The 19,702-nt window shown below is 45.3% G+C and carries 22 protein-coding genes and 1 other annotated feature; of the genes, 11 read left to right on the top strand and 11 right to left on the bottom strand.

Going from position 1 to position 19,702, the window contains the following annotated elements; genetic code table 11:
- The first annotated feature begins 246 nt into the window (after window positions 1-246).
- Together PUW25_RS20980 and PUW25_RS20985 are read left to right on the top strand one after the other, a co-directional pair.
- Window positions 247-1,413, top strand: a complete 1,167-nt coding sequence (locus PUW25_RS20980; protein ID WP_047913539.1) for an MFS transporter — start codon at window positions 247-249, stop codon at window positions 1,411-1,413.
- A gap of 141 nt (window positions 1,414-1,554) precedes the next feature.
- Window positions 1,555-1,896: a toprim domain-containing protein gene (locus PUW25_RS20985; protein ID WP_047913538.1), complete on the top strand. Its 342-nt coding sequence runs from the start codon at window positions 1,555-1,557 to the stop codon at window positions 1,894-1,896.
- Between the two features lie 12 nt (window positions 1,897-1,908).
- Here PUW25_RS20985 and PUW25_RS20990 read toward each other — a convergent pair whose 3' ends face one another.
- Window positions 1,909-2,526 carry an SCO family protein gene (locus PUW25_RS20990; protein WP_047913537.1) on the bottom strand — a complete coding sequence of 206 codons (618 nt, stop codon included), beginning with the start codon at window positions 2,524-2,526 and terminating at the stop codon, window positions 1,909-1,911.
- A gap of 177 nt (window positions 2,527-2,703) precedes the next feature.
- A complete protein-coding gene (gene cyoE / locus PUW25_RS20995; RefSeq protein WP_274337483.1) occupies window positions 2,704-3,636 on the bottom strand; it encodes a heme o synthase in 933 nt (310 codons plus the stop codon).
- Between the two features lie 266 nt (window positions 3,637-3,902).
- Here cyoE and PUW25_RS21000 point away from each other — a divergent pair, with 266 nt between their 5' ends.
- Complete coding sequence (locus PUW25_RS21000; RefSeq protein ID WP_047913535.1) at window positions 3,903-4,889, top strand: metal-dependent hydrolase; 987 nt, start codon at window positions 3,903-3,905, stop codon at window positions 4,887-4,889.
- Between the two features lie 156 nt (window positions 4,890-5,045).
- Here the strand turns inward: PUW25_RS21000 and PUW25_RS21005 are convergent, their stop codons facing one another.
- Window positions 5,046-5,261, bottom strand: coding sequence for an alpha/beta-type small acid-soluble spore protein (locus PUW25_RS21005; protein ID WP_047913534.1), 216 nt, complete (start codon window positions 5,259-5,261; stop codon window positions 5,046-5,048).
- Window positions 5,262-5,392: 131 nt separating this feature from the next.
- Between PUW25_RS21005 and PUW25_RS21010 the strand changes: the two genes are divergently transcribed.
- Complete coding sequence (locus PUW25_RS21010) at window positions 5,393-5,563, top strand: hypothetical protein (protein ID WP_193746103.1); 171 nt, start codon at window positions 5,393-5,395, stop codon at window positions 5,561-5,563.
- Window positions 5,564-5,599: 36 nt separating this feature from the next.
- Here PUW25_RS21010 and trpS read toward each other — a convergent pair whose 3' ends face one another.
- Window positions 5,600-6,580, bottom strand: coding sequence for a tryptophan--tRNA ligase (trpS, locus tag PUW25_RS21015; RefSeq protein ID WP_047913533.1), 981 nt, complete (start codon window positions 6,578-6,580; stop codon window positions 5,600-5,602).
- 69 nt (window positions 6,581-6,649) lie between these two features.
- Window positions 6,650-6,879, bottom strand: a binding site (T-box leader).
- 236 nt (window positions 6,880-7,115) lie between these two features.
- Between trpS and PUW25_RS21020 the strand changes: the two genes are divergently transcribed.
- Both PUW25_RS21020 and PUW25_RS21025 read left to right on the top strand, forming a co-directional pair.
- On the top strand, window positions 7,116-8,093 hold the full coding sequence (locus PUW25_RS21020; RefSeq protein WP_047913532.1) for an aldose 1-epimerase: 978 nt from the start codon (window positions 7,116-7,118) through the stop codon (window positions 8,091-8,093).
- A gap of 203 nt (window positions 8,094-8,296) precedes the next feature.
- Window positions 8,297-8,512, top strand: coding sequence for an alpha/beta-type small acid-soluble spore protein (locus tag PUW25_RS21025; protein ID WP_047913531.1), 216 nt, complete (start codon window positions 8,297-8,299; stop codon window positions 8,510-8,512).
- Between the two features lie 189 nt (window positions 8,513-8,701).
- Here PUW25_RS21025 and PUW25_RS21030 read toward each other — a convergent pair whose 3' ends face one another.
- Entirely contained in the window at window positions 8,702-9,097 is a 396-nt protein-coding gene (locus PUW25_RS21030; protein ID WP_047913530.1) for a hypothetical protein, read from the bottom strand.
- 274 nt (window positions 9,098-9,371) lie between these two features.
- A complete protein-coding gene (locus tag PUW25_RS21035) occupies window positions 9,372-11,171 on the bottom strand; it encodes a M3 family oligoendopeptidase (protein ID WP_047913529.1) in 1,800 nt (599 codons plus the stop codon).
- A 144-nt stretch (window positions 11,172-11,315) separates the two neighbouring features.
- Here PUW25_RS21035 and PUW25_RS21040 point away from each other — a divergent pair, with 144 nt between their 5' ends.
- Together PUW25_RS21040 and PUW25_RS21045 are read left to right on the top strand one after the other, a co-directional pair.
- Window positions 11,316-11,513 (top strand): YycC family protein, encoded by a 198-nt coding sequence (locus PUW25_RS21040; protein WP_047913528.1) that lies wholly within the window; start codon window positions 11,316-11,318, stop codon window positions 11,511-11,513.
- A complete protein-coding gene (locus tag PUW25_RS21045; RefSeq protein WP_047913527.1) occupies window positions 11,510-11,743 on the top strand; it encodes a hypothetical protein in 234 nt (77 codons plus the stop codon). Before PUW25_RS21040 ends, PUW25_RS21045 begins: the two co-directional genes overlap by 4 nt.
- 94 nt (window positions 11,744-11,837) lie before the next feature.
- On the opposite strand, the gene PUW25_RS21050 is transcribed toward PUW25_RS21045, so the two are convergent.
- On the bottom strand, window positions 11,838-12,221 hold the full coding sequence (locus PUW25_RS21050) for a globin domain-containing protein (protein ID WP_047913526.1): 384 nt from the start codon (window positions 12,219-12,221) through the stop codon (window positions 11,838-11,840).
- A gap of 504 nt (window positions 12,222-12,725) precedes the next feature.
- Here PUW25_RS21050 and ylbJ point away from each other — a divergent pair.
- Entirely contained in the window at window positions 12,726-13,964 is a 1,239-nt protein-coding gene (ylbJ, locus tag PUW25_RS21055) for a sporulation integral membrane protein YlbJ (RefSeq protein ID WP_047913525.1), read from the top strand.
- A gap of 85 nt (window positions 13,965-14,049) precedes the next feature.
- The gene (locus PUW25_RS21060) at window positions 14,050-14,853 is read left to right on the top strand and encodes an NAD kinase (protein ID WP_047913524.1); all 804 of its coding nucleotides are present in this window, start codon (window positions 14,050-14,052) and stop codon (window positions 14,851-14,853) included.
- A gap of 16 nt (window positions 14,854-14,869) precedes the next feature.
- On the opposite strand, the gene PUW25_RS21065 is transcribed toward PUW25_RS21060, so the two are convergent.
- On the bottom strand, window positions 14,870-15,331 hold the full coding sequence (locus PUW25_RS21065) for a YutD family protein (RefSeq protein WP_047913523.1): 462 nt from the start codon (window positions 15,329-15,331) through the stop codon (window positions 14,870-14,872).
- A 54-nt stretch (window positions 15,332-15,385) separates the two neighbouring features.
- The gene (gene lipA, locus PUW25_RS21070; protein ID WP_047913522.1) at window positions 15,386-16,273 is read right to left on the bottom strand and encodes a lipoyl synthase; all 888 of its coding nucleotides are present in this window, start codon (window positions 16,271-16,273) and stop codon (window positions 15,386-15,388) included.
- 197 nt (window positions 16,274-16,470) lie between these two features.
- Between lipA and PUW25_RS21075 the strand changes: the two genes are divergently transcribed.
- Entirely contained in the window at window positions 16,471-17,526 is a 1,056-nt protein-coding gene (locus PUW25_RS21075) for a M23 family metallopeptidase (RefSeq protein WP_238546468.1), read from the top strand.
- A 140-nt stretch (window positions 17,527-17,666) separates the two neighbouring features.
- Here the strand turns inward: PUW25_RS21075 and yunB are convergent, their stop codons facing one another.
- Window positions 17,667-18,512 (bottom strand): sporulation protein YunB, encoded by an 846-nt coding sequence (yunB, locus tag PUW25_RS21080; protein WP_047913521.1) that lies wholly within the window; start codon window positions 18,510-18,512, stop codon window positions 17,667-17,669.
- Between the two features lie 214 nt (window positions 18,513-18,726).
- The gene (gene gnd / locus PUW25_RS21085; protein WP_047913520.1) at window positions 18,727-19,620 is read right to left on the bottom strand and encodes a phosphogluconate dehydrogenase (NAD(+)-dependent, decarboxylating); all 894 of its coding nucleotides are present in this window, start codon (window positions 19,618-19,620) and stop codon (window positions 18,727-18,729) included.
- Window positions 19,621-19,702 lie beyond the last annotated feature (82 nt).

The raw sequence follows: 19,702 nt of genomic DNA on the forward strand, positions 1-19,702 counted from the left end.
TGACCACCTTTTCAACACTCGAGTTCTGTACCACTTTATCGGTCAATTCAAGATTGTGTATTCATCGAGGTTACTCTTGCCTTGCTCTTGGTTCATTTCTCCCGAATATTATACATGATTACCGATGTCCCTGTCATATAAGCAAGAGCTCGTGGAAAAAAACGGTATAAGACCCGTTTGTCCAGCGTACAAGTATATCAGGTGTGCTTATGCTTGTTCGACTCGAAATAAGGAGGTGCAGTTCGCTTGAAAACGGCCGTATGGCTCTATCTTTTTCTATTTCTCGCCTTTTTTGATTTGCATGCTCAATATCCGATACTCACGCCCTTTGCGCTCTCACTTGGAGCCGTTCCTACATTTATAGGCTGGATGATGGGGATCTACTCACTTACCCACCTGCCTGGCAATCTCATTGCAGGCACTCAGATTGATAAGCATGGAAGCCGAAGGTATATCGTCTTCAGCTTGACTGCTGCCGGAATTGTACTGCTCCTGCAATCCCAAGTCGATGCTCCTTGGCAGCTGCTTGCCCTCCGGGCTATCAGCGGCTTTGTGCTTGCTTTTCTGTCTCCAGCCTGTATGACTCTTCTTGCCCAGCTATCATCGGATCCCATCACCCAAGGCAAATATATGTCAGGGCATGGTGTCGTTCACACCTTAGCTTCTGTTGTCTCTCCGGCTGCAGGAGCATTTATCGTCGCAGGCATCGGGTTCTCGGGAACTTTCCAGAGTCTCGGCATCCTGCTGATCATTACCGGAATTATGGCTTACTTCACACTGCCAGCCGTAAAAACGAGTGCAGCGAACGCCCCATCAACAGCAGCACAGACAGAAGACAGCCCAAATCGCAGCTTTTTTCCAATTTCATGGCGTTTTTTCGTACTTCCGCTGGTCGTTGCATGTGCACAGGGCATTCTTTTCTTTGAACTGCCGCTTAGAGGCAGCGGGTCGGCCTCCATCCTATCTACGGGTCTGTTATTTTCGATCATCAGTCTGGGTGCTCTCGCAACACTGAGCATGCTATTTCTCAATCGGTATTCACCAACCATGAGGCTCGCAGGCGGTGTTTTGCTCATGGCGTTCAGCTTCTTTCTTATGGCCGCTGCACCCCAAATTCCGTTGTGGCTGATTCTGTTTATTCTGGGTACTTCCAAAGGAATTATCTTTCCTGCACTGGCTTCCATGCTTGTTCAGCTCAGTCAAGGTGTACGGCTAGGAAGAGTGTTCTCGATCCAGTCCATTGCCACTTCACTCGGCTCCTTCGTCGGACCAATCGCCGCTGGACAAATCCGTATGGACGTGTCACCATATTTCCTTGCATTTATTGTATTAATGCTTGGACTGCTTCTCCTTCCATTCCCTAACAAGTTCAAAGCATCTACTCTGTCTCATCCGGAAGCCAAGCATGTTTAACGATCCGAGTGTGACCCATACATAAAGAGGCCTGCCTTTACGGCAGACCTTTTTTGCATCAAATTCCAAAATTGCGCTAAAATATAAACAAACATTTCCCGGGGAATTTCGATACTTAACATACTAGAGGTGAAGCATACGATGCCGATTCATGTCATTGTTGAAGGTAAGAACGACCGCAGCAAGCTCCGCAGGCTGCTCGATCCCGAAATATCCATCCTATGCACGTTCGGTACGCTCAACAGTGAGAAGCTGGAGACGCTTCGCAAGCGCGTTCAGGATGATGAAGTGTATCTGTTCATGGACAATGATAGTTCAGGTAAACGAATAAGGGCTATGCTGCGCGACACCTTTCCCGATGCAGAACAGATATATACAAGAAAAGGTTATGCGGGTGTTGAAGGTACACCTGATGAGTATCTGGTTGCACAGCTCGAGAAGGCCGGCCTTGAAGCTTTTATTATTTATCCTGAGATATTCTAGCAGAACGATATCCTATTCGTTTACCAGTGTTCTGACATCTCTTGCGATGACATCCGGAGCTGCCGCCTCCATATCTGACGCGTTATATACCTTGCGAAGATTGTTGTCCTTATCCACAAGACCGATATAATTGGCATGGACGAAGTTATCCGCCTTGTCTCCTTCAATAATAATTTTGAAAGAGTCTCTCGCCAGCTGCTTCGTCTGTTCCGCATCTCCTCTCAAGAAATACCAGCCTGAGTAATCTGCCTTGAAGCGATCGGCGAATTCCTTGATCTTCTCTCTCGTGTCTACCTCTGGATCAAATGAGATGGAGACAAAGGAAGCGTCCCTGCCAAAAGTGCCGTCTTCCTTCAATAAATCCTGTACTTGCGACATAGAGAACGTCGTTACCGGACATACATCCGGACAGCTTGTAAAATAGAAATAAAACAGCCGTACCTTTCCCTCCGTATCCGCAAGTGAAACAGTACTTCCATCTACATTTTCCATACTAAAGTCCGTTACTTCCCCTGCCACCGGAAATGCTTCTTCCCCCAGATCAAGCGCATTATAGATTAGATAACCAGCCATCGCTGCAGCAATCAGCAGCAATATCCAAGTCCATATGTATTTTCTAAACAGTGACATCTTATCCCCACTCCCCTTCTTACATTATCCCCAAAGGATGTAATAAAATTGAAGCTGAGTCTACAAAAGAAGGAGTCCTTTCAGCTGTACGTCTAACAGGGACTCCTATATGCTCATTGATTAAATTCTTCACTGAAAGTGTAATTACTGTTCATACCGGGCTTCTTAGTAGTACACCTATTGGCGCACGGTATCGACAATCATTAGAATAAAGCTAATGGTTAAATAATTTATGGAGAAGAAAAACATCTTCTTGGCCCAAGCATCGGTGTCTCTGGCCCGGAAGCCTTGAAACCCGAGGAACAGCCATATTAGTGACAGCAGTAAAGATACGCTCATAAAGATGATACCTGTGTATCCATAGACATACATTAATATCGGCACAGGAACCAGGAGAATCAAATAAGGAATCATCTGAATTTTGGTACGATGGATTCCTTTCACTACCGGAAGCAGCGGATAGCCGGCATTCTTGTAATCATCCAAACGGCGAATGGCAAGCGACCAGAAATGTGGCGGCTGCCACAAAAACAGCAGGGCACCGAGCAGAATCGCACCCATATCTACTGTCCCGGTTACAGCAACATATCCGATGACAGGCGGCACCGCGCCGGAGAAGCCTCCCATGGAAGTACTCCAGGTTGAGGAGCGCTTAAGCCACAGCGTATACACAATAACGTATATGAACATCCCAAATATGCCGAGTATACCTGCCAGCCAGCCGGAAAAAGAAAACAATAGGGCTAGTCCAGCAATGCCCAGGATAAATGCATAAGCGAGCACGAGCTGCGGAGTAAGCTTCCCGGTAGGAAGTGCGCGATCCCGTGTGCGTTCCATTTTTTTATCCAGCTCACGATCAAAGTAGTTGTTAAACACACAGGCTGAAGCCATAACGAGAACCGTTCCGAGCATGGTTATTATCATTTTGAGGTAGTCAATGTCCCATTGAGAAGCAAGCCAATATCCGCCAAAAGCGGCAATCAGATTGCTCCGGAGGATGCCGGGTTTAGCCAATGTAACGAAGTCTCTCCAAGTGACAGACTCTTGCGGCGGTGTTTGCCGGGTTGAGAGCGCTGCCGTATCGGAAGAGGCTCGATATCGATTACTCACGCTTCTATAATCCTCCTTGCTTTGCGTCATATGGAGGGGAATTATGGCCTCCGCACTAAATTTTATCACAACAAAAAAAGAAAGTCTTTGACATTCATCTTGCAAATATGAATAGGATATGACAAATTTATCTAAATTTATGGCTTATCTTACTTCATCGAATACAGGATGTGCGAATAGGGCATCTACTAATTGAACAGATCATTTTTAGAAAAAACAAGGATTACAGCTATCGTTTATACCAATAACAAAGGAGAATACCTTAGATGGATACCGCTACACATTTTGTTATGGGCATAGGACTTGCCGGACTCAGCTACGTCGATCCGGTAGTTGCGGCTAATCCTGAGCTTGCCTTTGCCGTTATGATCGGAACCGTCGTTGGTTCACAAGCACCTGATATCGACACGGCGCTTCGTATGAAAAACAATGCCGTTTATATACGTAACCATCGCGGCATTACTCATTCGCTTCCTTTTCTTGCTATATGGACTGTGCTGATTACCGCCGCCATTGCACTTCTATTCAGGGATGTTCCAATCGGGCATGTCGCTCTCTGGACCGGAATCGCCGTATGCGTCCATGTATTCACAGATGTCTTCAACACCTACGGCACACAAGCGCTGCGGCCGATTACGGAGAAGTGGATCTCATGGAATATCATTCACATCTTCGATCCGGTTTTATTCGGTACCCATATCGCAGCCATCCTGCTGTGGGCCTTCGGGGTATTCCACCCTGCTGAAATTTTCACTGTGCTGTATATATTTTTAGCATTTTATTATATTTGGCGCACTTGGGTTCACTTCGCCAGAAAGGCTCATGTCAGACGGATGGACCCTGCTTCCAAATCTAACGACAAATATTATGTCATTCCAACGATCCATTTGAACCGCTGGCATGTCGTTAAAGCCCATGAGGATGGAAGCTACGAAATCGGAAAGCTGGACGGAGATGAGCTTACTTGGAAAAAACATGCCGTTTCCTCAGACCATCCGGCGGTGGCTAAATCCAAAGAACATCCTGATATCCAAGCTTTCCTCTACTTCACATCCTTCGCAGTCGCAGAGGTAGAAGAGCTGAGCTTCGGCTACTTTGTCCGTTGGGGAGATGTCAGATACCGGCATCGCAAGCAATATCCTTTTGTCGCCTGCGTCGTCATGGATAAGAATTATGAGCCGATCAGCACTTATGTCGGCTGGCTAAGTGAAGATAAGATGGAGAAGAAGCTCTCCATTAGCTCAAATATTTAGTACGATCTACATGAAACGGCCTGAACAGGCCGTTTTTTTGTTCTTGACGGAAAGCGGTTTATTCAGGCAAAATCAGCACAAAGGGATTAACGCACAAAAAGCCTAAAACGGCTTACGCCGTTCTAGGCTTATGACTCAAATTATATACTGTCTAAGTTACTGGCCGCTGCGGCCAGACAGTTGTTGTTCAGCTAGTTGCACAAGACGTTTGGTAATGTATCCACCGAGTGAACCCGTTTCACGGGAAGTGTAGTTACCATAGTAGCCGTCAGCTGGAATGGTTACACCCAGTTCTTGAGCTGCCTCCATTTTAAGCTGTTGAAGAGCTGCTGTTGCTTGTGGAACTACCAGATTGTTAGAACGAGATGCCATAATGTGTAATCTCCTTTCGCTTCTCATGCTGTTATTATGTGCTATGCAAGCTTGCAAGATTATTATGTCTCTTACTATCTGACGCTATTCTCTTATTCACAAAAAACATTAACCTGGAGGTATTTTACAAAATGATGAGTAAAGGTTTGTCCGCTTGGTTCGCGACCTCTTCGATGCTTCTGCTTATGGCAACTGCCGTGTCTCTTAGCTATTCCTTGTGGTATGCGCTGCTATTCGCTGTCTTGTCCGTTGCCAATATCGGGTGGGGCTTTGTTATAAAGGCTAAAAAAAGAAGAGCTTGATCTTTCGAGATCACAAGCCCTTCTTTGCTCTTTTTGTTAAAGTACGAATCCCATTCTTTTTTTGACTTCATCAAGGGTTTTGGATGCTTCCTCACGAGCTCGTTCCGCGGAAGCGTTCAGAATGTTCATCAGCTCATCGGATTCGCGTATTTCACGGAATCTCTCTTGCATCGGTTCGATAACAGACAGGACGACTTCGGCCAATTCTTTCTTGAAGCCGCCATACATCTGTCCTTCAAATCTTTTCTCTACATCTTGTAAAGAGAGGCCTGAGCATTCGCTGTAAATGCTCATTAAGTTGCTGACTTCCGGTTTGTTCTCCGGATCAAACCGGACGGCGCTATCTGAGTCTGTTGTCGCACGGCTGATCTTTTTACGAATCTCTGCCGGTGTATCCAAGAGGGAGATGTAACTGCCTGGGTTCGGATTACTTTTGCTCATCTTCTTGGAAGCATCATCCAGTGACATGACGCGTGCGCCAACCTTCGGTGTATAGACCTCAGGAATTGTGAAGAATTCACCGTAACGGTGGTTAAAACGATGTGCCAGATCTCTTGTCAGTTCAAGATGCTGCTTCTGATCCTCACCGACAGGAACCAGATCCGCATTGTACAGCAAGATATCTGCAGCCATCAGTGACGGATATACAAACAGCCCTGCACCTACTGACTCTTTACCTTGGGACTTATCCTTAAACTGCGTCATCCGCTCAAGCTCACCCATTGCAGTCAGCGTCGTTAACATCCATCCGAGCTCTGCATGCTGGGGTACATGAGATTGAAGGAACACATTTGCTTTCTTCGGATCAATACCTGCTGCAAGATAGAGGGCTGCAACATCCTTCGATTGCTCTCTCAATGCCGCCGGGTCTTGGGCAACCGTGATCGCATGCAGGTCAACGACAACGAAATGACAATGATATTCGTCCTGCAGTTTCACAAAATTTTTCATGGCGCCGATGTAGTTACCCAGTGTTAATTTACCGCTGGGTTGAATACCAGAAAAAACAGTTTTCATTTTCTTTTTTCCTCCTAAACAGATCCTAATATGATTCACGAGAAATACAAAAAGGCCCCACATCCCCGTAGAAGGGACGTGAGACCGTGGTGCCACCCTAATTCACTGATATTCATCAGCCTTTTATGTTCCTTAACGCGGAAACCATCGTCCGGCATACTAAAGAAGAATAATACTTCTCGTTGTGCCTGGGAGCTCTGAGGGCCATTCAGACAAAGCATGCAATACCGGTTCGCATCCACCACCGGCTTTCTGTACTTGCTAATGCTAAGCTTACTTATCCTCATCATCGCTTTAATTCGTATGATCTGGCGCTCTTCATCTTACAATTGAGCTTTGCTATATCATAAGCATCTATTGCTCTGATTGTCAAACGTCACTTTCCATTTCCCAAAGATTACATTATTTTCATTCGGAAATGACAGATCCTTCTTCACAGCCCGGCTTGATTATCTGATATGATAGTCTTAAGTTTGTTCTTACGAATTGTACTTAAGTTGTATTTTGATTTTTTGTGGGAAAAGGAGTTAATAAAATGAAACAAGTGACCAAAGGACTTTGGAACGGCTATGATACTTATACCTTAAACAGCCGTGATCTTGAAGTCACCCTGCTGCCCCGCCTCGGTAACAATATTATATCCATCTATGATCGAGCTCAGAATCGAGAAGTTGTTCGAAGACCAGATGAACAGGATCTCGCTTTCTATCTTCAGAAACCTTACCATTTTGGCGTTCCGATGCTGATTCCTCCAGGGCGTATCTGCCGAGGTCACTTTGAGTATGCGGGCCACGAATACCAATTCGCTCAAAACTCCAACCATTCCAATCATATTCATGGATTACACCGCACACAGCCGTGGTGCGTCAGTGATATTGAAGAAGACGAAGAAGGATGCACCGTCACAACTGAATTCAAGACTCAAGAAGATGAGCAGTGGATGAAGCATTTTCCTGTACCGCTCAAGCTGGAGATGACATTTCGTTTACAGGGGTCCATTCTGACACAGCAGCTTCGTATTACTCATCTTGGCAGCCATGCTGTTCCTTTTGGAATGGGCTACCATACCTGGTTCCTGCTTGATGGTGAACCGGAACGATGGAATATATCTTTACCTGTTACAGGCATATATACGCTGAATGAAGAACAGCTACCCACAGGTGAATTAGCCAGTTTAGATGCTCAGGCAGAGCTTCCTGAAGGCATCAGTCTTGCAGGTCAAAATCTTGACACCATCTACAGATCAAATATGGAGCAGGATACTGCTGTTCTGCAGCGTAATGATGGATATACGATTAAATATACAGCCAGCAAGGATTCCTTTAAGCATTGGGTATTGTTTACCAAAGGCGAAGCCAGTGATTATTTATGTATTGAGCCCTACACCTGGCTTCCAGACGCCCCTAATCTGAACAAGGATACGGAATTTACCGGCTTGATTCATATAGAGCCTGGAGAGTCGGTCTCACTTCATACCGCAATTGAAATAATACAGCCTGAACACGCAAAATAGATGATCTGAATACGCACTAGCAGCTGACATATGCTTCAGCTGCTTTTTTGTTGTTGAACGATCTAAATCCTAGTTCCTCATCACTCTTGTGACTGCTGTTGAGAGTGCTCGAATTTTCCACTTGTTACCTTATCCTATTTTGAGTATATTTTATCTCTTTGAAACCATACTAAACTCACAAAGCACAAAGGAGGTGACAACACATGGCAAATGGAAGATCTTCTAACAACCTTGTCGTTCCTCAAGCAACTGCAGCTCTTCAACAATTGAAGATGGAAGCTGCACAAGAGCTTGGTGTAACTATTCCACAAGATGGTTACTACGGTAACTACACTTCCCGTGAGACTGGTTCTCTTGGAGGTTACATCACAAAACGTCTTGTTCAATTGGCTGAACAGCAATTGGCTGGTCGTCAATAATGATGCAATTTTCCTCATAAATCTAGCCTAAGCTGTTCTGCATGATTATGCACTGAAAAGTGTTGTTCGTGTAAGAAGAGATCTATGGCAGATAGACAAAGCGGTCTTCTAACCAGAGGGCCGCTTTGTTTCGTTGTAATTCAAGTTTCTTCTGGTTCTAATCTATTCATTCTTCTTACACTTCCTGCATTAACCAGAAGTCTTCTCTTGATATGTATTTCGTGGATAGCGAATCATCAAGCTTGCTAAATTGTAATTGGACTCAAGCGTGGCGTCTACTACAATCATTCCTTGTCGAACTCCAAAATCATAGGTAATTTCTCCATGTGTCCAGTGTCTCTTCAGCTTCAAGGTTTCCAGGGCCATCTGTCGAAAAGAAACGCGCTGCATCTCCGTCAATCCGGTCGCAGGATGGATCTCGCTGCGCAACTGAACCGGATAATGCTTAATACCGAATTTACCAATCACATTATTCCGTATTTGCACAAATACAATTCCAGAATCCATTCCTTTCAGCTCTTCATCAAGCTCCTTAAATACCATATCCAGCTGTCTAGGCAGTGATAGTTGATCTAGTGAGACCATATGTTACCTCCTTAGCATATTAGACCTATTTTATATAGGGCTTGTGACTCAGTATATTACAATATTTTCCTTAATACAACAAATGAATAGTAAATTAGGAATAATATACTAATTTTTGCGTTTATACCTATCGAATCGGGTAATATCCAGTCGACCCTCTTCAATATTCGACATATAATTCAGAATTTTTTCATCCAAATATAAAAAAAAGACCTCAACATAAATTGTCGAGGTCCTACTCATAAGTAATAACTTGAACTTCTTCAAACTTCCATTAAACTCGATGCTGTGTCATACGCAAAAATTGCTCAATATCAGCTATACAGAGATCAGCAGCACCTTGCCAGAAAGCAGGTTTAGTTACATCTGTACCCAGATGCTTTTCAGCAAGCTCCTCTACCGTCATGCGGCCCGTATCCCGCAGCAACGCGTCATACTTCTCAGCAAAATCACTGCCCTCTTTTTGCGCTTGTGCGTAAATCCCCATACTGAACATGTATCCAAAAGTATATGGAAAATTATAAAATGGCACATCGGTAATATAGAAATGTAATTTGGATGCCCAAAAAGTTGGGTGATACGTCCCCAGTGCGTCACAATACGCTTCGCGCTGAGCTTCCTCCATGAGTTCGGACAAATCACTGCTGCTAAGAAGTCCTTCTTTCCGTTTCTCGTAGAAGCGCGTTTCGAACAAGAAGCGGGCATGGATATTCATGAAGAAAGCAATTGAATTCTGTATCTTCTCTTCAAGCAATGCTATTTGAGCCTCTTCATCCTTCGCCTCTTTGATCAGTGCATCGGACACGATGAGTTCTGCAAAGGTTGACGCTGTCTCTGCAACGTTCATGGCATAATTTTGATTCAAGATCTCCATATCGTCCATCACATGCTGATGATACCCATGCCCCAGCTCATGAGCCAAAGTGGAAACATTGGAGGCTGTTCCTGCATAAGTCATAAAAATGCGGGTTTCCTTGCTCACAGGAAGTCCTGTACAGAAGCCGCCTGGCCGCTTGCCTGGTCTGTCCTCTGCCTCTATCCACTGATGATCAAAGGCATGCTGAGCAAACTCTGCCATCCTTGGACTGAATTTGCGGAACTGATTCACAATATTCGCAGCAGCAGCATCATACGATATCTTCTCAGTAGCGGAGCTTATCGGAGCATCCACATCTGCCCAAGACAGCTTCTCGACCCCCAGGAGCTGAGCCTTGCGTTCCAGAAACTTCACTAGTGTCGGTTTAGCCCGTGTAATCACGTTCCACATCGCATCGAGTGTGTCCTGTGACATGCGGTTGATGCTCAAAGGCTCCTTCAGTACTGAATCCCAGCCGCGTCTTTCATACAATTTGAGACGGAATCCAGCCAGGTGATTCAGCGTATCCGCACAGTAATCTGCCGCATCGCTCCACGCCTTCTCCCAGTCCTGCAGCAGCTTCTCCCGCACATTCGGGTCTGGGTCATGCAATTTGTTAGCTGCTTGGCCAGCAGATAGATATACGGTTTCTCCATTCTCTTCAAATGGAACCCGAACTTTGCTTACAATCGTATCATAGAATTCTCCCCAGCCGTGGTAACCATCAACGGCAAGATCCAGTGCAAGATTCTCTAATTCGGGAGACATCTTTTCCTTGGCCTTTAATCTGCTCTCGTTTAACACAAACGAAATTGGCTGAATTTCAGGGCGTTCCATCCATACCGACCACACGGCATCAGGCGTTCTTTCAAAAAGGCTGTCAAACATCGTCTGAACTCCGGCCAGTCTTGCGGATAAGGCAGCAATCTTACCGCTTAGCTGTACGGCCTTCTTGTCATCCTGATTCTGAGCTCCAAGACAAGCGGTAAATGAAGAGCCTTCATATAATCTCGCCGCTGCATCTTGAAGCTGGTCAAGCAAAGAATCCAAAGCATATGTATCCTCTATAGCCTTCGGCACTTGATATTCTTTAATTGCCTTGTCCAAAACAGTGATATCCTGATCCAGCTGCTTCAAATAAGCAGCAAAAGATGCTGAGGATGAGCCGCCGCTAAAAACGGATTCCAAATTCCAGGTTTGCGCAAGTGTGTTACTCACTATTTCTCCACCTCATTCTCAAAAATTAAAATAAAATACACAAAACATGTTTGAAGTACGTTAATTCAAGGTGTATAACTAATACTATATCAGAATTTAGATCAACCTACTTTGATTAAATTGTTTATTACCGGAGGGAACTTGATGAGACCTTTACAAATATCAGCCGATACCGCAGTCACATTGTCCAAGAAGCTAGGAATTCCCATCGAGCAGCTGATGCATATGCCTCAGCACATTCTTATGCAGAAGCTGGCTGAGCTGTCCAAAGAGGAAGCCAAGCAGGAGCAGAATCAAGCAGGGGCTTCTTCCAACAACGAGAAGGATTCGCCGACTTCATGATTCCATTTGAGAACACCTGGCCTTATGATATCGTGATGGGGGATATTTATGTCCAGTACTGTCCATTCTGTGATCAAGAGAATGTGCTGCTCCCGCTTAAACCTAAAGAACTGATTCACATTCGCGAAGGCAAAAAGAAACTTCTCGTCTTCCCATGCTGCAATAATCGGGTCACACTGCTCGATAATGACCAGGATTATTTTCTGGCAGATCAGCCGCTTCGTAAATAATGCTCGGGTTCATTGCAATTATATGGCTAAGTACTCACAAAGCCTGCTGGTATCATCAAAAAAACGCCGAGATGGCGTTTTTTTTGATTCCTGTTTATGGTGAGGGGGTATTAATGAAATGATAAGCCGGACCTGAGAGACGTTTCAGAGTAAACTCCCTTACAGAATCGGGCAAGTCCTGCTCCTGCAGAGCTGCTGCCATACAAGAGAGCCAGGCCTGAGCTCGTTCTTCCGTAACAGGAAAAGGAAGATGCCTTGCCCTCATCATCGGATGACCAAAAGCGTCAGAATACAGAGACGGACCTCCAAAGAATTGACTTAGGAACATATATTGCTTTTCCATAACAGGCTGGATATCTTCAGGGAATAAAGGGGATAACAATTCATTCTGCTGCACCTTGGGATAAAATGCTTCGACCAAAGCCCGAACTCCCTTTTCTCCGCCTAGATTTTCATATAGCGTTTTGTTAGGATCCATAACGATTGCGCCTTCTTTCTATAATCAGCTTGATGCTATTTTAGCATTTCACTCCGCATAACTAAATACAATACCTCATTTACCTAGCCTTAGAGACAAAAAAAGACAAGAGCCTCTTCATTCATAGGTCTCTTGTCTTATAAAGATTACACCTCGAGTAACTCTTAGCAGCGTTGTTTGACGCATCCCCTCAGTTAATAGCTGCGCCAATCTTCTTCACCCGGATGGGTGTGAGCTTCACGCATCACATACACGATAGCGCAGACGAGTACACCGGCTATAATTCCCATCATGACATCACTCCATCCTCAAAAAAGTTGAAAATCCGACATTTGAAAAAGGACTTTAGTCTTATTTCTTATATTAAATATATATTATCATAGAATACTTTAAATTACAGCTAATTTGGAAACGCTTACTTTATTTTTTTGTCCTGTTTGTCCAATAACGATCATATATTAACTAGACTCAATTGATGAGAAACGGAAGTTACGGGAGGAACTAATGCTCATGAAACGTCTAGTTATTCCGCTAAGCATCGTATTTGGCCTTCTCATTATATGCATATTCATGATGATTTATCCGACAGCGGTGTGGAATGCAGGGGTTCGCGGTCTCTCCATCTGGTGGGACGTTCTCTTTCCTTCCTTATTTCCGTTCTTTGTCATCTCTGAGCTGCTGCTTGGGCTTGGCATCGTTCATTTTACAGGCGCACTCCTGCATCCACTCATGAGACCTGTATTTCGTATCCCCGGTACCGGAGGATTTGTTGCTGCGATCAGCTATGCTTCAGGATATCCAATTGGAGCCAAATTGACGGCCAAGCTGTGGGAGAAGAAGCAGATTACCCGGGATGAGGGCGAACGTCTGGTTGCCTTTACGACAACATCTGATCCCATCTTCCTGATCGGAGCCGTATCCGTCGGTTTTTTTCAGCTTCCCGCCGTGGCAGTGATGCTGGCTATTGCACATTATGGAGCTGGACTGATCGTAGGCTTGCTAATGCGGTTTCACGGAAAAAAAGCTTCGCACTTGACTGCTGAGTCAGATTCATCCGATGTTAAGTCCCATCGACTCCGTGCTGCCTTTGAGGCAATGCATGAGGCACGTATCGAGGACGGTAGAACGATGGGGGAATTGCTTAGGCAGGCGATACAATCATCTTTGCAGCTAATTACCGTCGTCGGTGGCCTGGTTGTCTTTTTTTGCGTTATACTAGAGGTCTTCACTCAAGCAGGGCTGATGGCCGGCATGTATCATACAGTGGAGCTGATGCTTAAGACTCTCGGGCTGCCGCCAGAGATCTCCCAAGCCCTAGTAGGCGGGTTATTTGAAGTTACACTCGGCGCTCGTTATGCAGGAACGCTTGCAGACATACCCTTAATGTATAAAGTGGCTGCTGCTGCCTGTGTATTATCTTGGGGAGGACTCTCCGTTCATGCGCAGGTTGTCAGTATCCTTAACCCAACTCCGTTACGATATGCACCTTTCTTGATGGCACGACTTGTCCATGCATTGCTATCCGGGATGATTGTCTTTGTCTGCTGGGACTTGGTTATGCCTGATCAGAGTACATCATCCTTCATGCTGTTGCCTGATCACTTTCATTCCCTTCCATACCCATCGGCCATCTTTCAGGCTGTCCCTTATCAAATTGCACTCACCTTAGTAATAATATTCTTCTTGTTTGTCCTGACCTTGATCTGCATCCTCCTTCAGCGGCTCGCTTCAAGATTCAGGTAATGTCTAGAACTTTACGCATATTGATTGTTTTCTCTCCTGAAATTGGATATCATCGAGTTATACTGATGACAAAGGAGCTTTCATCTTGAGATATTATGTTCAGGACAGAGGAGACTCTTTATCCATTGATTTAGCCCAGCAGTTTCATAAACTGGCCAAGGAGCATGGGTTTACTCTTGATGCCAAATCACCGGAAATTGTGATATCGATCGGTGGAGATGGAACCATGCTGCAAGCATTTCACACCTTCACAGACCGGATTCCTGATATCGCATTCGTCGGCGTTCATACCGGCCATTTGGGCTTCTATGCAGATTGGAAAGCAGACGAGCTTGAGGATCTCATACAGCTTATGGCTGAAGGAAATAAGGATGCTGCCCGTTCCCCTCGTATCGTCGAGTATCCGCTCATTGATCTGGAGATTCGGCGCAAGTCCGGTGTGAGTTCTATGATCGCCCTTAATGAATTCACGTTAAAAGGTGTAGACGGCACCGTGGTTGCCCAGGTCGATATTAACGATGTCACATTTGAAATGTTCCGTGGTGACGGGATTTGTGTATCCACCCCATCGGGAAGTACGGCGTACAACAAAGCACTCGGCGGCGCCATGGTTCATCCGACCATTGAAGCGATGCAGATTGCAGAGATTGCATCCATTAATAATCGGGTCTACCGTACATTAGGCTCGCCAATCGTTCTACCGAAGCATCATCATTGCGACATCTTCTCTCGCAAATCTCAACGTCTGCTACTGACCATTGACCATGTGAACTTAACAGTAGACGATCTGATCTCTGTAAAATGCCAGGTTTCTACCCAGAAGGTCAGCTTTGCCCGATATCGTCCATATCCGTTCTGGGATCGGGTTCGAACTGCATTTTTGGACTAAAATAAAAAGCAACTCCTTATGAGGAGCTGCTTTTTATTTTTTCCATATTCTCTTTGTCCTTGGTTTCTTTAGAATTCTTGGATTCCTTAATTTCGGTGGCTTCCTTAGGCTCTGCAGCTTCCTTGGACTCTCTTGCTTCCTTCACAGCCTTGGATTCTTTATGCTCCTTGCTGCTGTTATCTTTGTGTTCTTTGTATTCTTTAGGTTCCTTAAGTTTCTGTAGCACAAAATAAGCACACCCAAAGTTGCAGTACTCGTTAATATAATCAACTATTCCCGCTATCGATGTATCCTTGTTCGCTTTTGGATGGTTATCTCGGTAGAAGCCTTTGAGCCGGAGTTGATTGTAGCCCCAATCCCCAATGATGTAATCATAGCGTTCCAGGACTTCACTATACCGGTCACGAAAGGCTTCCGGATTCCAACCATTTCGATAGTCCTGTAATACTTCGTAAGTTTTCCCGCTAATCTGAATCAAAACCGTCTTCCTTCCTTTCTATCCAAACCGCCCATAGGTTCAGGCCTGCTCTTATCATACTACATTATTAGCATTCGCGGCAGACTTAACTTGTTCATGCGCATGATAAGAACTTCTGACCATTGGCCCTGATTCAACATGGCTGAAGCCACGAGCGAGGCCTTCGTCCTTGAGCCTGGAGAATTCTTCTGGTGTTACGTATCTTTCAACATACAAATGCTTGTCCGAAGGCTGCAAATACTGACCGATCGTCATAATATCACAGTCTACGCTTCTCAAATCATCCATTGTTTGCAGTATTTCTTCCCAAGTCTCCCCCAAGCCGAGCATAATGCTGGACTTCGTTGGAATATGAGGCTGCATTTTTTTGGCACGTTCAAGCAGTTGAAGGGATCGCTTGTACTTGGCCTTTGCCCGAACTTTGTCAGACAAGCGCTCGACCGTTTCCATGTTGTGATTAAGGATGTCCGGCTTAGCGTCCATCACGATCTTTAAGGCCTCTTCGTTTCCGAGAAAATCCGGAATTAATACCTCTACACTGCAAAAAGGCAGTTTTCGGCGAATGGCATGAATCGTCTCTGCAAAGATGGAAGCTCCTCCGTCAGCAAGATCATCTCTGGCCACACTGGTGACAACACAATGCTTCAGGTTCATTTGTTCTGCTGCTTCGGCTACTCGCTCCGGCTCTTTCAAATCCAGCTCTGTAGGCAGCCCTGTATTAACCGCACAGAATCGGCAGGCTCTTGTACAAATGTCTCCTAGTATCATAAAAGTTGCTGTTCGATTAGCCCAGCATTCGTAAATGTTCGGACAACGTGCTTCTTCACATACCGTATGCAGCGTCTTTGAACGCATCATATCTTTAATCTCTTGATAATTATCTCCCGTCGTCAGCTTGATTTTGATCCAATCGGGTTTTGGTTCTTTTACTTTATTCGCCAAAAGAGACCCTTCTTTCTATATCAAGTTGGAATTTTCGCATGGAACACATTATAACATGGATTTGTGGAAATAAGCTCCAAATCGAAATAATTTGTAGGACTTAAACTCCAGCTTTTTTCTGTAAAGACGGATAAAAACGATGCTGATGTGTGAACCTAAATACAATGAAAAATATGAAGAAAGGAGGATTGGCTTTTTTGATACGGATTCAGAAGAAAAAATGGTTGAACCTCGGCGTCACACTGATAATATCCGCTTCCCTCTTTGCTTCGTCAGTAACCGATGTGTATGCAAAAAGTGAAGAGACGAAACCTCTAGCTAAAGAAGAGATCTATAAGGAACGCAAAATTCTGTACGACCAAATCAGTGCAGTCAGCGGTGTTCCATGGTATTACTTGGCGGCCATTGATCAGTACGAGCGTACGATGACGAAGGCACATCCGAAGGACCGCGCCCATGAAGAGCGGCTGACCGGGGTGTTTTTTGAACCTCAGCTCTGGTCCGGTATCTTAAATCCAGATTCTTTAGATCGAAATCCATTATCCATCGAGGTATTCGGCGGATATGGCTTAGATGGTACTGGTGACAATATCGCCGATCCCAACAATGATTATGATGTCCTCTACAGCATGGCAAGAATTACATCCAAATATGGTTTATCCTCAGACGATCTAGGTATTGCCTTGTGGCAATATTATCAAAATTCGAGATCTGTGCAGCGCATCCAGCAATTTGCAAAGATTTATAAGCATTTTGATACATTGGATCTTGCTCAGCATGCTTTTCCTTTGCCGCTAGGCAATGGTTACTCCTATCGCAGCACCTGGGGAACGAGCCGGAGCTGGGGCGGCCGGAGAATCCATGAAGGAACAGACCTGTTTGCGCCTCATGGATACCCTGTTCGAAGCACATGCTATGGGGTCATTGAGATCAAAGGCTGGAACCCATTTGGAGGCTGGCGTGTCGGAATAAGAGACCTGGATAATCATTACCACTATTACGCACACCTCTCCGGCTTTGATAAATCGGTTCACGTTGGCAGCCTTGTCACTCCAGGACAAACCATCGGATGGGTGGGCAGCTCAGGATATGGCAAGCCGGGTACGCAGGGAAAATTCCCCCCTCATTTGCACTATGGTATTTATCGTGACAGTGGCTTAACTGAATGGTCATTTGACCCTTATCCGCTATTGAGACAATGGGAAAATGACGAGTATCGGGCGCGTAAAGCCAAGAAGAACAGCAAAAAATAAAGCGACTCGCAGATCAAGAGTAGATGACCACTCTGTTCTGCGAGTTCTTTCATTAAATGTGAATTCACTCGCATGACTGCGAGTTCTTTCATTGGATGAGAAATCACTCGCATGACTGCAAGTTCTTTCACTGGATCAACTCACTCATTACCTGTCGGAAGCGAAAAGTCTGGCTCCTCCATGTACAGCTCACTCTCTTCCTCTCCACTAGGAACAGTCGTGCCCGCGTCTGGAGTGGTCACTCCTGTATTAGGCACTGTTCCGCCTGGGAGGGATGGGATTGCAATACTTGGTGCGTTAGCTCCATTCTCTCCAACTGGATTTCCCTTGCCGTCGTAATAATACATCGGTACATCCCCTACGACTAACAAATAAGAAATCGGAATTTCCGTGTCGACCACTTCCGGTTCCATATCCAGCGGAACGACAACAGCAACCTCAGCCACAATATGGATGTACACCTCGACCAGTATCATATTAATACCAGCATTTTGCTGCCTTGTATTGAGGTCAACCTTAACTGCACCTTGCGGCTCGATCCGAATTGGCACTTTAGGCCCGAAGGAGGATAGCAGCGGGCTGCCCAGCGCTTGCCCTACAGGAACGTGATCCTCGATCGTCTCCATCTCCTGTAAAGTGGTCTGAACGACAGACAACGCATTTGAGGTAATCCGCATATGCTCGTTATAGTTCAGCATGAATCCGCTGATTTTCCCCTCTGCATCCGTCTTCCAATCAATCAGCTCGTTCGAAGGACCCGCGGCAGAGATTTGGCTCGTAATCGCTTTGTTAATGGCCTCTGTCCCGAGCTGCTTCACTCTGATTTTTGCCAGATGCATAATAGGCGGCTTCAAATTCCGTTCCACATAACTAATAGACTGGATGGTCACGATGACAATCACCAACAGTACAATCAAAATCCACTTTTTACGCTGACCCCCGGTTTTTTGACGCTGTGTACGCCATCTTCCTCGTTTGAATGCCATGCTTCGCATTCCTCCCTTAAGAGAGGTGTGTCCATTTATCCTTATGCAGACAGACTCCAAAAAAGAAGATCAAGCTGTAAGCCTGGTCATAAAAAACAAAAAAGAAGGAACCTCGCTCAAAAGCGAAATTCCTTCTCAGAATAAGTGCATCGTGTATATGAAGGATCAACAGAGATCCTTTCTGGGAAATCCCTATCCGAAGGGAATTACGGTCTTACTTCTTCTCTACCGCATGTCCGCCAAATTCATTACGAAGTGCAGCAACGACTTTACCTGTAAACGTGTCGTTCTCAAGGGAACGGTAACGCATCAGAAGGGATAGAGCAATAACCGGTGTAGCTGCTTGCAGATCAAATGCCGTTTCAACCGTCCATTTACCTTCACCGGAAGAATGCATAACTCCGCGAATTTCATCAAGGTTCGAATCTTTGGAGAATGCACGCTCTGTAAGCTCCATCAGCCAGGAACGGATAACCGATCCGTTGTTCCATACACGTGCTACTTTTTCATAGTCAAAATCATAGTCGCTCTTCTCAAGCACTTCGAAGCCTTCCCCGATGGAAGCCATCATACCGTACTCGATACCATTGTGGACCATTTTCAGGAAGTGACCACTTCCTGCTTTACCTGCATACAGATAGCCGTTCTCTACAGAGGTATCTTTGAACAGAGGCTCAACGATGCTCCATGCTTCTTCGTCTCCGCCGATCATGTAACAAGCGCCGTTTCTTGCGCCTTCCATACCGCCAGAAGTACCTACGTCCATGAAATGAACACCGTGCGCTTTAAGCTGGTCATAGCGGGCAATCGATTCTTTGTAGTGCGAGTTACCTGCTTCGATTACGATGTCGCCTTTATCCAGCAGAGGGGTAAGATCAGCGATAACACTATCAACGACAGCATGTGGAACCATGATCCACAGAATGCGAGGAGAGTCCAGCTGATCAATAACTTCCTTGTAAGAAGAAGCACCTGCTGCACCGTATCCCTTCATTTCTCCGACAGCACCTGCGTTTAAGTCGTAAGCCACGACTTCATGCTTATGATCAATCAAGTTTTTCCCCAGGTTTAATCCCATTTTTCCTAATCCAATAAGTCCTACCTTCATGTATGTTGCCTCCTAGATCTTCTCTGTTTTTTGTCCAACAACCAATCTATGTCATCGGCTGTGCTCAGCCGGATAACGTTTT

Origin of the sequence: Paenibacillus urinalis, from assembly GCF_028747985.1 — a bacterium.
In the GTDB taxonomy this organism is placed as follows: domain Bacteria; phylum Bacillota; class Bacilli; order Paenibacillales; family Paenibacillaceae; genus Paenibacillus; species Paenibacillus urinalis.

Excerpts from the sequence above, each read along its gene's own strand:
- PUW25_RS21045 (WP_047913527.1), top strand. The coding sequence starts at position 11,510 with ATGATTCCATTTGAGAACACCTGGCCTTATGATATCGTGATGGGGGAT.
- PUW25_RS21050 (WP_047913526.1), bottom strand. The coding sequence starts at position 12,221 with ATGGATCCTAACAAAACGCTATATGAAAATCTAGGCGGAGAAAAGGGA.
- PUW25_RS21025 (WP_047913531.1), top strand. The coding sequence starts at position 8,297 with ATGGCAAATGGAAGATCTTCTAACAACCTTGTCGTTCCTCAAGCAACT.
- PUW25_RS21000 (WP_047913535.1), top strand. The coding sequence starts at position 3,903 with ATGGATACCGCTACACATTTTGTTATGGGCATAGGACTTGCCGGACTC.
- PUW25_RS20985 (WP_047913538.1), top strand. The coding sequence starts at position 1,555 with ATGCCGATTCATGTCATTGTTGAAGGTAAGAACGACCGCAGCAAGCTC.
- PUW25_RS21020 (WP_047913532.1), top strand. The coding sequence starts at position 7,116 with ATGAAACAAGTGACCAAAGGACTTTGGAACGGCTATGATACTTATACC.
- PUW25_RS21040 (WP_047913528.1), top strand. The coding sequence starts at position 11,316 with ATGAGACCTTTACAAATATCAGCCGATACCGCAGTCACATTGTCCAAG.
- trpS (WP_047913533.1), bottom strand. The coding sequence starts at position 6,580 with ATGAAAACTGTTTTTTCTGGTATTCAACCCAGCGGTAAATTAACACTG.
- PUW25_RS20990 (WP_047913537.1), bottom strand. The coding sequence starts at position 2,526 with ATGTCACTGTTTAGAAAATACATATGGACTTGGATATTGCTGCTGATT.
- PUW25_RS21030 (WP_047913530.1), bottom strand. The coding sequence starts at position 9,097 with ATGGTCTCACTAGATCAACTATCACTGCCTAGACAGCTGGATATGGTA.
- gnd (WP_047913520.1), bottom strand. The coding sequence starts at position 19,620 with ATGAAGGTAGGACTTATTGGATTAGGAAAAATGGGATTAAACCTGGGG.
- yunB (WP_047913521.1), bottom strand. The coding sequence starts at position 18,512 with ATGGCATTCAAACGAGGAAGATGGCGTACACAGCGTCAAAAAACCGGG.
- PUW25_RS21010 (WP_193746103.1), top strand. The coding sequence starts at position 5,393 with ATGATGAGTAAAGGTTTGTCCGCTTGGTTCGCGACCTCTTCGATGCTT.
- PUW25_RS21005 (WP_047913534.1), bottom strand. The coding sequence starts at position 5,261 with ATGGCATCTCGTTCTAACAATCTGGTAGTTCCACAAGCAACAGCAGCT.
- ylbJ (WP_047913525.1), top strand. The coding sequence starts at position 12,726 with ATGCTCATGAAACGTCTAGTTATTCCGCTAAGCATCGTATTTGGCCTT.